Genomic DNA, 13,222 nt, shown 5'->3' on the forward strand with positions numbered 1-13,222 from the left:
TTGCACTTCATGCGGGCTCCTGCGCAGACCGACGACTCGCTCTGCCAGACCCGCGGTCCACCGCCACGCAGCATCGCCAGCGTCCCAGCGCGATGACCCACGAAGATCGCCACCGCGGCCGCCACCCCGGCGACGATCGCCTGTTCGCCGCGAAAGAATTGCCGGCCCTCCGCGCCGCCACGAGCGACCTCTCGTGGCTGCTGTCCCACGGCTACGCCGAGCTCTCCGCGCTGAAGCTCGTCGGTGACCGCCACGAGCTCACCGTCCGCCAGCGCCAGGCCGTCGCCCGCTGCAGCTGCAGCGACGCCGCCCGCACGGCCCGCGCGGCCGTCCGCGCCACCCGGGCCCAGCTCGCCGACCAGCGCCTCGCCATCGACGGCCTCAACTGCCTCATCATCCTCGAGTCCGCCCTGTCGCACGGCGTCGTCCTCCGCGGCCGCGACGGAGCCCTGCGCGACCTCGCCAGCGTCCACGGCACCTACCGCCAGGTCGCCGAGACATCCTTCGCCATCGAGATGATCGGCCGCCACCTCCACGCGGGCGGACACGCCCCGAGCAGCGTCGCCTGGTACCTCGATCGCCCCGTCGCCAACAGCGGCCGTTTGCGCGCTCTCCTGCTGGAGACCGCCGAGCGCCGCCACTGGCCCTGGACCTGCGAACTCGTGGCCAACCCCGACGCCATCCTGGTCCACCACGCCGGCATCGTCGCCACCAGCGACGCGTGGATCTTGGACCGCTGCGCCGCCGCGGGCAGCCGCGCGCGGTGGTTCGACCTCCTCGCCAGCATCCTCAATGGCGAGTCCGCACCAGCGCCCACATCGACGGGTCCCGTCCTCGCCGCGCGCCCCGGCCTGTGGCTTCTCGACCTCGGCTCGGACGACCCCCTGCGAGCCGAACCGAGTTCAGGTATAGGTGTTCTGTGATGGCTTTCTCGCTCCGCTCCTGCCTGCTCGCCTCAACCACGCTGGCCGCGCTGACCGGCTGCGGCGGCAGTAACACCGCCGACGCGCTCATCGGCCCCGAGGGCGGCGTGGTCGCCCACGACGACGGCGTCACGCTCACCGTCCCGGCCGGCGCCCTGCTCGTGACCCGCCAGATCATCATCCGTCCCAGCGACGAGAAGCTCTCGCGCGGCAACTTCGAACAGGTCGGCGACGCCTACCTCATCGAGCCCCGCGACCTCGAGTTCCGCGTGCCTGCCGAGCTCACCTTCGACACCGACGTCTCGGAGAAGCCCACGGTGCTGCTCAAGCCCGGCGAGACCCGCGTCATCGCCTACAACTCCTCCGACGACAAGCCCACCGCGTACATCGGCACGCTCGGCGTGGTCGCGGCCGCCAAGGGCTCCGAGCCCAGCGTCATCGTCGACAGCCCCAAGCTCTCGCGCACCCCCGAAGGCACCGATCTCAAGGCCGCCGCCATCGACGTGGCCGAGATCAAGGTCACCCCGAAAGGCATCAGCAGCGTCGACGTCGGCTTCACCGCCTTCGACATGAGCGGCGAGTCCAAGGCCCTGCTCAACGGCGACGGCACCTTCTATTGCGGCTTCCAACTCGGCGCCGTCCTGGGCGCCAGCAAGATCGGCGGCTGCTCGAGCAACCTCACCAGCGGCATCCTGCAGCTCAACAGCCCGCAGGCCACCATCGAGGTCCTGCCCTTCCTGATCGGCAAGCTCGAGCGCCCCGTCATCGTCGAGGTCCAGGTCGGCACCGGCGACCTCGTCATCAGCGCCGGCTACTTCCCCTTCAACACCTCGAGCTGCTTCCTCGAGAGCTGCTCCGGTCACGGCACCTGCGCCGACTCCGGCGGCACAGCCTCGTGCACCTGTGAGCCCGGCTACGCCCCCGGCGACCTGCCCCTCAGCTGCGACTGCGTCCCCCAGTGCGAGGGCAAGCAGTGTGGCAACGACGCGTGCGGCGGTCAGTGTGGCGGCTGCAACAACGACACCCACACCTGCAACTACGACAACGGCCAGTGCGAACCTCTCCCGCCGCCGGAGTCGACCGGCACGCCCGAGACGACCACCGGCGACGGCACCACCACCGGGATGCCAGGCACGACCACCGGTGACGGCAGCACCACCAACGACAGCACCACCAGCGGCAGCAGCGGTGGCACTGGCACTACCACCCTCTGATCACAGCGCGTAGCGGCCCGAACGCCGGTACACGCGATCCCTGTGAGCTAGAACGCGGTCGCAGGCCCGCATGCCGCGACCCCGCAAGCCGAGCCCCCAATCCGAGCCGCCCCGGCGGCGCTGCGGTGGCCGACTGCCCCCAGCGACGCCAAAATTCCTGTCCTAAAGGCCAGGTTCATGTGCACCAAGGCCGCACATGCGCGCCGCCGACCACCCCCGACTCCGCGCTCCACGGCCTCCCATGCGGCCCTGCGCGGCGGAGGCGACTTGCAGCGCCGGACAAAGCCTGCGTAAGATGCGTCGTGGCTCTCCACGCCCGCTAACGGCGTAGGGCCAGCACTAACCCAGTTCTTCGCCAGTTCTTCGATGGGAGCCGAATGATGTCACGTTCGCATCCGACACGAGCCAGAGGCCTGGTCACGAGCGCCGCGCTCGTCACCCTGTTCAGCACCGGAGCATCACTCGGGCTCTCGGGATGCGGTGAGGACAAGGACGGGACCTGCGTCCCGACCACCGAGTTCTTCCGCGCGGAGGTCTGGAAGCCGACGCTGGCCGCCAAGTGCCTCGCCTGTCACACCAGCGCCGGCGCCGCCAAGCACACCAAGTTCATCCTCCAGCCCGAAGAGGTCTCCGGTTATCTCGACGCCAACCTCAAGGTGATGCAGGACCTCGCCCGCTACGAGGTCGACGGCGCGAAGCTGCTGCTGATCAAGCCGACCCAGGGCGGCGGCGTCACCCACGGCGGCGGCGAGCAGCTCAAGACCGGCACCCCGGAGTACGACGCGCTGGTCGAGCTCCTCGACCGCTTCGACAACCCGGTCGACTGCGAGGACCAGATCAACGTCGGCAGCTACTTCGACGGCATCGAGCAGCTCAACGAGGTCGAGACCCTGCGCAAGGCCACCCTCTCGCTCGCCGGCCGCCTGCCGACCATCGAGGAGGTCGAGCAGGTCCGCGACTTCGGCATCGACTCCCTCGATCCAGTGCTCGACGCGGTCATGAAGGAGGACGCCTTCTACGACCGCCTCACCGAGATCTTCAACGACACCCTCCTGACCGACCGCTACATCAACAACACGGACGCCGTCGGCCTGCTCAACCCGGAGCGCTTCCCATCGTACTGGTTCGACACCATCGAGGACGACGACCAGCGCAACCAGGTCGCCTACTACACCAACGTCGGCATCGCCCGCGAGGCCCTGAACCTCATCAACTACGTCGTCCGCAACGACCGGCCCTACACCGAGATCCTCACCGCCGACTACCAGATGTTCACGCCCTTCTCGGCGAAGAGCTACGGCGTCAAGGTCGACTTCAAGGACAAGAATGACCCGTGGGAGGCCGCCCCCGGCAAGATCCCGGGCGTCCCGCACGCCGGCGTGCTGACGACCCAGATGTTCCTCAACCGCTTCCCGACCACGCCGACCAACCGCAACCGCGCCCGCGCCCGCGTCGTCTTCAAGTTCTTCCTCGACACCGACATCCTCAAGATCGGCGACCGCCCGCTCGACCCGAGCGCCATCATCACGGTCAACCCGACGATGAACAACCCGAGCTGCATCGTCTGCCACCAGCTGATCGACCCGCTCGCGGCCACCTTCCAGAACTACCAGGCCGACAACGCCTACACCCCGCTCAAGACCACCGACCAGATGACCTGGTTCCCGGACATGCGCCTGCCCGGCTTCGGCGACATCCAGCTCCCCGAGGGCCAGGAGTCGACCTCCGAGCAGTGGCTTGCCAAGCAGGTCATCGCCGACGACCGCTTCGCCCGCTCCGCGGTGCGCATCGTGTGGAAGGGCCTCACCGGCCAGGACTTCCTGTCCGAGCCCTTCGACGCCGCCCAGCCCGACTACGTCGAGGCCCTCAACGCCTTCCAGGTCCAGGACCGCGTCATCGCCTCGATCGCCAGCAAGCTGCGCGACAACAACTACAACCTCAAGATCGTCTTCAAGGAGATCATCAAGACGGATTACTTCCGGGCCAAGAACTTCAAGGGTGAGCTCGACGAGACCCGCAAGAACGAGCTCGCCGACCTGGCCACCGCCCAGTACCTCGGGCCGGAGCAGCTCAACCGCAAGATCACCGCGGTCACCGGCTACCCGTGGCGGCCCCAGCCCGACGCCCAGGATCTGCTGATCAACGAGAACGAGTACCGCATCTTTTACGGCGGCATCGACTCCAACTCGATCACCCAGCGCATCACCGACCCGAACGGCATCATGGCCAACATCTCGCTGCGCATGGCGAACGAGATGTCCTGCCTCTCGACGGCGCACGACTTCGCCGAGGACCCGTCCGACCGCCTGCTCTTCCCGTACGTCGAGACCGGCTTCATCCCCGAGGACGGCAACGGCTTCTCGGTCCCCGCCGTCAACGACGCCATCCGCGCCAACATCCAGCACCTCTACGACCACGTGCTCGGCGAGCGCTACGACCTCTCCGATCCCGAGATCACCGAGGTCTACAACCTGTTCGTCACCATCTGGAAGGACGGCAAGAACAACGTCGCCGCCGGCACCTACTCGGCGGACCTCGGCAACTGCCGCGCCACCAACGACTACTGGACCGGCGCGGACCTGGCGGAACGCGCCATCACTCAGGACCCCGACTACACGGTCCGCGCCTGGATGGGCGTGCTGACCTACATGCTGTCGGACTACAAGTTCTTGCACGAATAGGAGGTGTGACCATGGACCGTCGTCAATTTCTCAGCCTTGCATCCCTTGCCGGTCTCGCAGTCGCATCGACCGACGCCTTCGGCCGCCCTGGCACCCTCGGCGCCGGCAAGACCCCGATCTCGGAGGCCTACAAGGGCCCCCTGTACATCATGGTCAACACCGGCGGCGGGTGGGACCCGACCTCGCTGTGCGACCCGAAGGGGTCGGCCAGCCCGGACGACCCCGACGCGATGAACCGCTCGTACCTCACCAAGGACATCGGCGTCACGCCGAGCGGCATCCGCTACGCCCCGCTCGGCGACATGGACCGTCCGAACTACTTCCGTGACTTCTTCGAGAAGCACGACAAGCAGCTCCTGGTCCTGAACGGCGTCGACGTCGCCACCAACGGCCACGACACGGGCAACCGCCACACCTGGTCGGGCCGCCTCGCCGAGGGCTACCCGAGCTTCGCCGCCCTGGTCGCCGCCGTGTACGGCCGCGACCTGGCGATGAGCTACCTCAGCTTCGGCGGCTACGACGAGACGCAGGGCCAGGTCGCCCGCACGCGCAGCGGCAACACGCAGGCCCTCGCCCGCATCGCCTATCCGGACCGTGCCAACCCGGACGACGAGATGTCGCAGTTTCACTCGACCTACGCCGCCAAGGCGATCCTCGACGCGCAGAACGCCCGCAAGGACCGCCTGCTCGCCCGGGAGCAGCTCCCGCGCGTGCAGCGTGCCGTCGGCGTCATGTACGCCTCGCGCACCGGCTCCAACGAGCTCAAGAAGCTGCAGCAGTTCCTCCCGGAGATGCTCGACAACTCCGGCAACGGCCTGCTGCGCCAGATCCAGGTCGCGATGGCGGCCTACCGCGCCGGCATCACCGTCGCTGTCAACCTCGACATCGGCGGCTTCGACACCCACGGCCACCACGACGCCAACCACATCCCGCGCCTCCTGCAGGTGCTCGAGGGCCTGAACTTCATCGGCGAGGAGGCCGAGCGCCAGAAGATCAGCGGCAACTACGTGTGCATGGTCGGCTCCGACTTCGGCCGCACGCCCGGCTACAACGACACCGACGGCAAGGACCACTGGGCGGTCACCAGCGTCATCGCCTTCGGCAAGGGCATCAAGGGCGGCCGCGTCCTCGGCGGCACCGACGACCGCCACAACGTGCTCACCGTCAACACCAAGACGGTCACGCCCGACGAGAAGGGCATCCGCCTCGAGCCCAAGCACATCCACCAGAACCTGCGCCGCCTGGCCGGCATCGACAAGGACGAGCTGATGAACTTCTATCCGCTGGCGATCCCGGCCGAGGAAGACCTCAAGCTGTTCTAGGACCCTCAGCCAGGGGCCAGAGCCCCTGACGAGCCTGGCGAATGCTGACGAATGCTGACGCCCGGAGTCCCCACGAGGACCCCGGGCGTCACTGTCTTTTCTCCACTCCCGCGCGCGGTGTTCGCCTGCGAGGGCCTGTGATAACGTCGACGATCGCGGCCATGGCACCTCGCAGCACCACCCTCCCCGTCCTCCTGGCCCTGTGTGTGGCGCTCCCGACGGCGAGCTGCGGCGGCGACGACCCCCGCGGCTCCGCCGACGGCAGCGGCACGGACGGCACAGGCGGCACCCTGCCCACGACGGGCGACGCGACCACCGATACGCCCACCGGTGGCGGCGCGGACGACTTCGGCCCCGAGTCCGAGTTCGTCCTGCGCCTCAACGACAAGCCCTCCGATCCGCTCCAGCTCAACATGAACAAGGCCGAGGTGGCCGAGCTCTTCGGCGACACCGCGAAGGACATCGCGCTGATCGAGGTCGAGTCCAAGACCCTCCTGACCCAGACCCTCGACACCATCAAGAACGCCTGCGGCACCGCCTGGACCGCGGACGACCCCGATCCCAAACACAACTGCGACCTGACCGAGCTCGGCAAGACCTTCAAGGGCCCCGACAACACCTGGAAGTCCAGCCCCGAATATTCGCTGATCCGCATCCTCACGATGACCCCGGCCAACTCGAAGGTGAAGGGCACCTCGATCGCCGGCATGCAGGGCCTCGCCGACGCGCTCGGCATCGGCGGCGGCTTCGCCCAGATCCTCTCCGAGTCGCTGGGCATCGCCCGCACCGAGGAGTTCATCACCACCCCCGAGCTGGTGCTCGCCCTCCAGCGCAACCTGCTGGCCACGCACCCGGCCGTCGGCGGCGACGGGAGCACCTTGCCCGTCAACCTCGAGGACGCGCTCAAGGACCTCACCACCCTCAGCACCAAGCTCGGCCCCGTCGGCAACCACCCCGGCATCCTCGCTCCCGGCTTCCAGACCTACAGCGAGGTCCTCACCGCCGACTTTCGCATGATGGCCGAGGCCGACTCGAACCTGCGCCTGCTCGACGGCATCGACCTCTCGGTCGGCAAGGACTACATGTCGACGATCGTCGACCTCACCGGGCCGGACTTCGACAACGCGCTCGAGTTCGACTTCGAGGACCCCGACAAGTTCTCGATCACCGGCGTCGCCGACAACCCCACCGTCGACATGCGCTTCGCCGTGCGCGAGCACGCGACCTTCATCAACTCGTGCGCCGGCGACGAGGCCTGCAAGCAGAACCTCCCGGAGAACGAGGCCATGGTCAAGGCCATGTGGCCCGGCTCCGCCTGGGCGATCGACAAGTGGCTGCTCGAGGCCGTCGTCGTGACCGGCGGCCGCGAGAAGTACAAGAACCGCATGTTCAAGAAGTGCTACGAGGTGCTCTTCACCTGCGCCCTCGGGGCCGAGGTCTCGATCGGACCGCCCTCGGGCTGGGCCAAGTTCGACGTGTTCCTCAACCTCGGCAACCCGCCCAGGGACCAGTACGTCTGGGAGCTCATCAACGAGGTCGCCCAGGTCGCCCTCCACACCCCGCCGAGCGGCGACATCCCCGAGGGCCAGGCCAACGTCGAGTTCACGCTCTTCGACATCCCGATCGGCATCACCGGTCCGCAGGTCGCCGAGGCCGTGCGCCCCTTCCTGCAGCAGCAGGCCGGCAAGATCTCCGAGCTGCTGCTCGGCGACTACAAGAAGAACAACGGCGCCGTCGACTTCTACTACCGCCGCGGCGCCGACGGCGTCCCCTACCTCTTCTTCGTCACCGCCGAGGACCTCGCCGACGGCACCCCCGCCGACCTCTACAAGAACCCCGGCTTCTTCAGCTGCCCCGCCGTGAGCGCCGACTGCAAGGTCTCCACCCTCGAGCTGGGCGACGCCGGCGACACCACCCACGAGAAGGTCAAGCTCGCCCCCGGCGAGACCACCCTCTACCTGCAGGACGACACCGGCGAGGTCTACCGCGCCGCCTTCAACGTCCCCGACAGCGGCGACCCGGTGGAGATCGGCGTACGCGTGGCCGCCAAGAAGTAGCCAGTGGCGACGAGGCCTGCGCGAGGCGCCGCGCCGACTTGCTAGCGCCCGGTCCGCGACAGCCGCTCGTACACCTTCTGCGCGTCCAGGTGCGCCATCAGCCGCGACAGCGCGTCCTCCAGCAAGCTCTGGAACGCTGGCGAGGTGTCCCGCACCGACCCGATCGGGACCTTCCCCTGGGCGGTCCCCTGATACACGAACGCGTCCGCCGGGGCCCCGTAGGCCCGGATATGCAGGCTCCACTGCATCCGTGCGTAGGCCCCCGCGACCGTGCTACCCGGCGCTGGCGGCCCGGCGTAGGTCGAGAGGCTGCCGATCAGCACCTCGCCGGTGAAGAACAGCCCCGCTGGCGCCGGCGCGCTCGGGGCTGCCACGGTCACGCTCGAGAACACCTGCGACAACGCCCGCTGCAGGTCGCGCTCGACGAACGCATGCAGGCCCGAGACCTCGATCGGCTTGACCCCCTGTCCGGTGGCCGTCATCGCGTCGGGCAGCTTCACCGGGTCGAGGACGATGTAGAGCGGGATCTCGATGCGCCGGGTGTCCAGCGGCTGGGGCACGTTCGGCGCCAGCGACCGGGCGTCCACCGGCTGCATCGCGCAACCAGCCATCATGAGCGCGAAAACAGCGGCGCAGAGCAAACGAAACATGCCCGCGAGCCTACCCCAAATCAAAAAGGCCAGAACGTCGCCGTCCTGACCTCTTGATATCTTGCGTGAGCCCGGTAGGAATCGAACCTACAACCCAGGGATTAAGAGTCCCTTGCTCTGCCAATTGAGCTACGAGCCCGCCCTCGAAAGGGGCCTCCTTGTACACCAATCCCGGCCGAAGTGAAGCCGCTTTTTCGCGCCGCAAAACCGAGACTTGGGTCACATATTCGGGTCACCCGCTCACCGGCGCCAGCGCGATCACGCTGTACGCGATCGCCTGCTCGCGCCCCGGGTTGCGATAGCCGTGGCTCTGGTCCCCGCGAAACACCACCACGTCGCCCGCCTCCAGCCGCCACAGCCGCCCCGACTCGCTGAGCTCGACCTCGCCGCGCTCGCAGGTCAGGTACTCGCGGGTCCCCGGCGTGTGCGTGATGCCGGTCATGCTGGCGCCCGGCGGCAGCACCACCCGCTCGACCTCGAGGCCGGCGATCGCTTCCGGCAGCAGCCGACGCACCGTCACCTTGCCGCGCTGACGCACCGGCAGGCTCGCCGCCGGATAGAACTTCGAGCTCGTGCGCGGCGGGCTGATCAGCTCCTCGAGCGAGACCTGCAGCGCCGTCGCCACCTTGACCAACACCGCCAGCGTCGGGTTGGCCGCGCCCGACTCGAGGTTCGACCAGGTCGGCCGCGGCACCCCGCTGATCTTGGCCATCTGCTGCTGGGTCAGCCCGCGGGTCTCGCGGAGCTGGCGGATGTTGTTCGACAGGTGGTCGGCGACCGGGTCCATGTCGCCACAATGACCGCTTGCCAATCCATCATCAACCCGGACGACACATCAACCGGGCCGCCCCACGCTCCAGACATCCCAAGGAGCTGCGCATGTCCGCCAACCACTTCATCGTCGCCCACTTCATCGTCCCTGGCCGCACGGCCCTCATCACCGGCGCCAGCCGCGGGCTAGGCCGCGCGCTCGCCCTCAGCCTCGCCGCCCGCGGCGTCCGCCTCGTGCTCGTCGCCCGCGGCCAGGCCGACCTCGACGCCGTCGTCGCCGAGGTCCGTGCGCGCGGCGGCGAGGCCCACGGCATCGTCGCCGACCTCGCCGACAAGCGCGCGATCTACCCGCTCGCCGGTCAGGCCGCCGCCCTCGTCGGCCCGATCGACCTGCTCATCCACAACGCCAGCACTCTCGGCCCGACCCCGCTACGCCTCCTCCTCGACAGCGAGTGCGAGGATCTCGAGCAGGTCCTCGCGGTCAACCTCGTCGGCCCCTTTCGCCTCAGCAAGATCGTCGCCGGCGCGATGGCCCTGCGCGGCGAGGGCGTCATCGTCCACATCAGCTCCGACGCCGCGATTGAGGCCTACCCGCGCTGGGGCGCCTACAGCGTCGCCAAGGCCGGCCAGGACCACCTCTCGCGGATCTTCGCCGCCGAGCTCGCGGACACCGGCGTGCGCGTGCTGGCCGTCGACCCCGGCGAGATGAACACCGCCATGCACGCCGCCGCGATCCCGGAGGCCGACCCGGACACCCTCGCCGACCCCGCCCTCGCCGCGGCGCGGATCGTCGCCATGATCGACGACCCGGCCCGCGCCCCGACCGGCAGCCGCCTCACCGCCACCAGCTGGGAGCTGTCGTGATGCACCCCGCGATCCACCCCCGCGACACCCGCGACGACACCCGCCTGCTCACCGTCGACCGCGACAGCGGCGCGCTGCGAGACCTCGCCATCACCGACCTCGCCCAGCAGCTCCGGCCTGGCGATCTCCTGATCGTCAACGACGCCGCCACCCTGCCCGGCTCGCTGCGTGCCCGCCGACAGGGCCACAGCGAGTCGCTCGAGCTGCGCCTCACCGGCCCGATCGACGAGCAGCTCGCCACCGCCGCGCTGCTCGGCGCCGGCGATTGGCAGAGCCCCACCGAGCACCGCCCCGCGCCGCCGGTGCTGGTCCCTGGCGATCGCCTGCTGCTCCTCGCGCCAGGTCCCGAAGGACCTGTCCCAGACGACATGTCCCAGACGACAGTCACCATCGAGGCCGTCGACCCGCGGACCCCGCGACTGCTGACGATCCGCTTCGACCGCGCCGGCGCGTCGCTGTGGAGCGCGCTCTACCGGCTCGGACGGCCGGTGCAATACAGCTACCTGCGCGCCCCGCTCGAGCTGTGGGCCGTGCAGACCGCCTTCGCTGGCCGGCCCTGGGCCGCCGAGATGCCCTCCGCCGGCCGCCCGCTCGCGTGGTCGACCCTCCTCGCCCTGCGGGAGCGCGGCGTCGAGGTCGCGTCGCTGACCCATGCGGCGGGCCTGAGCTCGACCGGCGACCCGACCCTCGACGCCCTCCTGCCGCTGCCCGAGCGCTACGATCTGCCGGCCGCCACGATCGCCGCGATCGCCCGCGCTCGCGCCCGTGGCGGACGCGTGGTCGCGGCCGGCACCACCGTCGTGCGCGCGCTCGAGGGCTGCGTCGCCGAGCGCGGCGGCCTGCTCGCGGGCCCCGGAGTCACCGCATTGCGCCTGCACGCGGGCTTCGTCCCGCGCGTCGTCGACGGCCTCCTCACCGGCATGCACGACCCCAGCGAGAGCCACTTCCACCTGCTCCGCGCCTTCGCCCGCGAGCCGCTGCTCCTCGCTGCCTGGCGCCACGCCGACGCGTCTGGCTATCGCCAGCACGAGTTCGGCGACGCGACCCTGCTGATATCCGCCTGACCACAAATCGCGGGCACGAATCGCAGCCCAACATCGATAGATTGACGGGACCGAATGAAAGCCACGCGAAAGCCGAACGAAAACCAAACAAAAACCAAACAAAAAGAGCCGCCCCCACGAAGGAGACGGCTCACTCGGCACACCGGGCAGGAGGCCCGGAGCATCCGGCTCACAGGTCGTGCGGGCGGACGGTGCTGCGGTTGTTGGCCTTGGTGCGCTCGATGGCGTCGGCGAGCAGCTCGTGGACCTTGTCCGAGACGGCCTGGATGAGCTCGCCATCGCTGCGGAGGCCGGCGTCACGGATCACGTCCTTGACCTTGCTACCGACGACCAGAATTTCCTTGGGTGCCTTGTTCTTTGCGGTGGCCATTTGTCTATTCTTTCGCTGTGAGGTCGCTGTGCGACGTTTGGAGAGGCTCTGAGTGGATCGGAGAAACCGACCTCGTTGCTCGCCACGGACCATAAACCCGAAAATTTGCTTTGCAAAGGCAAAATTGCAGCTTGTGCGGCACTTTTTTTCAGGGAGTTGTCGCAGCGGCGGTGTAGCTGCATCTCTACTGGCGATCCATCGACCGATCATTTGCCTGCCCTTCGCCCCCTCCGCGTCTCCCGTGCCAGCCCGAGATCCGCGTTATTCGTGTGAATTTCGCCGATCTGAGCCGACGACAGCCAGACCGACGCCAACCCGACGACGCCAACCACCGGGTCACCCGCCCCGAATTTTGCGGCCTCGCAGCGACGACGACGATCTCCGACGATCGGCATCGCAGGGGATCGCCACCGTCGACGATCCGCGGCCCAACCATCCGCGTCGCCGATCGCGAGGCGGTGCACCTGCATCCTTAATTAAAGGAGAGGCGTCGTCGCTCGCGGGTCCGACCAGCGGGCCAGGATCGCCGCAGAACGGGCCCCTCGGGCCTCCACGGCCACGATTCGCCGCGAATCGTCGAACCCGTCCGCGCCCCCGGGGAACGCCAGTCGGATCGCAAGGTGGTCGGGCGGCGGCGCCGACCACTTCGCCGCCCACTCGACGACGAGCACCCGCGGCGCCGCGGCGACGCCCCTGCGCGCCGATGCTCATCGCCTCGCCGGCGATCTCCTCGAGGTCCAGCGCGTCGAAGCCCGCCACGCCGCCCATCCCCTCGTCATCGGCGTCGGCCAGGCGAAACAGGTCGACGTGGATCAGGGTCACGGGCCCTGGCCCGGCGCCCGCGTGGACCATGCACAGGGTAAAGGTCGGGCTGCACACCCGCTCGGCATGGGCCACCCCGAGGCCCGCGGCCAGCGCCCGCGTGAAGGTCGTCTTGCCCGCTCCCATCGGCCCATCGAGCAGCAGCACCGCCGCGAACTCATCCCCGACGAGGCCCTCAGCGCTGGCTCGGAGCAGCGCCCCGAGCGCGCGCGCGCGCTCCTTCAGCGCGACCTCGTCGAGCAGCGCAGAGCTCACGGCGCGGCACTATACACGCGGCCGCGGCCTTGTGCCCCGCGAAACACCGGTGGTAGGCATGCAGTCCGAGATGGTCGACATGACCGCCACCCGCACCGCGGCCCCCGCCAACAGACCGCGTTGGCTTGCGTGGCTGCGTCGGGGGCTGCCTCGGGTGCTGCCGCGGGGGCTTCCGGGTCGGCTCGCAGGAGGGCTCGCATGTTGGCTCCTTGGGACCGCCTGCGGGCCC

The 13,222-nt window shown here is 69.0% G+C and carries 11 protein-coding genes and 1 tRNA gene; 7 read left to right on the forward strand and 5 right to left on the reverse strand.

The features are described from left to right. Window positions 1-92: 92 nt before the first annotated feature. From IPJ59_RS11650 to IPJ59_RS11670, 5 genes are all read left to right on the forward strand, one after another. Window positions 93-923, forward strand: coding sequence for a DUF434 domain-containing protein (locus IPJ59_RS11650; protein ID WP_293271562.1), 831 nt, complete (start codon window positions 93-95; stop codon window positions 921-923). After that, a complete protein-coding gene (locus tag IPJ59_RS11655; protein ID WP_293256014.1) occupies window positions 923-2,137 on the forward strand; it encodes a calcium-binding EGF-like domain-containing protein in 1,215 nt (404 codons plus the stop codon). Before IPJ59_RS11650 ends, IPJ59_RS11655 begins: the two co-directional genes overlap by 1 nt. Before the next feature lie 380 nt (window positions 2,138-2,517). After that, complete coding sequence (locus IPJ59_RS11660; protein WP_293256011.1) at window positions 2,518-4,818, forward strand: hypothetical protein; 2,301 nt, start codon at window positions 2,518-2,520, stop codon at window positions 4,816-4,818. Window positions 4,819-4,829: 11 nt separating this feature from the next. Further along, window positions 4,830-6,140, forward strand: a complete 1,311-nt coding sequence (locus IPJ59_RS11665) for a DUF1501 domain-containing protein (protein ID WP_293271564.1) — start codon at window positions 4,830-4,832, stop codon at window positions 6,138-6,140. Between the two features lie 161 nt (window positions 6,141-6,301). Next, a complete protein-coding gene (locus tag IPJ59_RS11670; RefSeq protein WP_293271566.1) occupies window positions 6,302-8,197 on the forward strand; it encodes a hypothetical protein in 1,896 nt (631 codons plus the stop codon). Between the two features lie 41 nt (window positions 8,198-8,238). On the opposite strand, the gene IPJ59_RS11675 is transcribed toward IPJ59_RS11670, so the two are convergent. The 3 genes from IPJ59_RS11675 to IPJ59_RS11685 all read right to left on the reverse strand — a co-directional run bounded on the left by IPJ59_RS11675 (window position 8,239) and on the right by IPJ59_RS11685 (window position 9,634). Further along, the gene (locus tag IPJ59_RS11675; RefSeq protein ID WP_293256002.1) at window positions 8,239-8,847 is read right to left on the reverse strand and encodes a hypothetical protein; all 609 of its coding nucleotides are present in this window, start codon (window positions 8,845-8,847) and stop codon (window positions 8,239-8,241) included. A 66-nt stretch (window positions 8,848-8,913) separates the two neighbouring features. Then, window positions 8,914-8,986, reverse strand: a tRNA-Lys gene (locus tag IPJ59_RS11680). Between the two features lie 93 nt (window positions 8,987-9,079). Then, the gene (locus tag IPJ59_RS11685) at window positions 9,080-9,634 is read right to left on the reverse strand and encodes a helix-turn-helix domain-containing protein (RefSeq protein WP_293271568.1); all 555 of its coding nucleotides are present in this window, start codon (window positions 9,632-9,634) and stop codon (window positions 9,080-9,082) included. Window positions 9,635-9,726: 92 nt separating this feature from the next. On the opposite strand from IPJ59_RS11685, the gene IPJ59_RS11690 reads away from it, so the two are divergent. Next, complete coding sequence (locus tag IPJ59_RS11690) at window positions 9,727-10,482, forward strand: SDR family NAD(P)-dependent oxidoreductase (protein WP_293255996.1); 756 nt, start codon at window positions 9,727-9,729, stop codon at window positions 10,480-10,482. Then, window positions 10,482-11,546, forward strand: coding sequence for an S-adenosylmethionine:tRNA ribosyltransferase-isomerase (locus tag IPJ59_RS11695; RefSeq protein WP_293271570.1), 1,065 nt, complete (start codon window positions 10,482-10,484; stop codon window positions 11,544-11,546). Before IPJ59_RS11690 ends, IPJ59_RS11695 begins: the two co-directional genes overlap by 1 nt. Before the next feature lie 169 nt (window positions 11,547-11,715). On the opposite strand, the gene IPJ59_RS11700 is transcribed toward IPJ59_RS11695, so the two are convergent. Together IPJ59_RS11700 and IPJ59_RS11705 are read right to left on the reverse strand one after the other, a co-directional pair. Then, a complete protein-coding gene (locus tag IPJ59_RS11700) occupies window positions 11,716-11,916 on the reverse strand; it encodes a hypothetical protein (RefSeq protein ID WP_293255990.1) in 201 nt (66 codons plus the stop codon). Between the two features lie 336 nt (window positions 11,917-12,252). Continuing rightward, complete coding sequence (locus IPJ59_RS11705; protein ID WP_293271571.1) at window positions 12,253-12,993, reverse strand: tRNA (adenosine(37)-N6)-threonylcarbamoyltransferase complex ATPase subunit type 1 TsaE; 741 nt, start codon at window positions 12,991-12,993, stop codon at window positions 12,253-12,255. Window positions 12,994-13,222 lie beyond the last annotated feature (229 nt).

It is taken from the genome of Nannocystis sp. (genome assembly GCF_016714285.1).
Lineage (GTDB): Bacteria > Myxococcota_A > Polyangia > Nannocystales > Nannocystaceae > Nannocystis.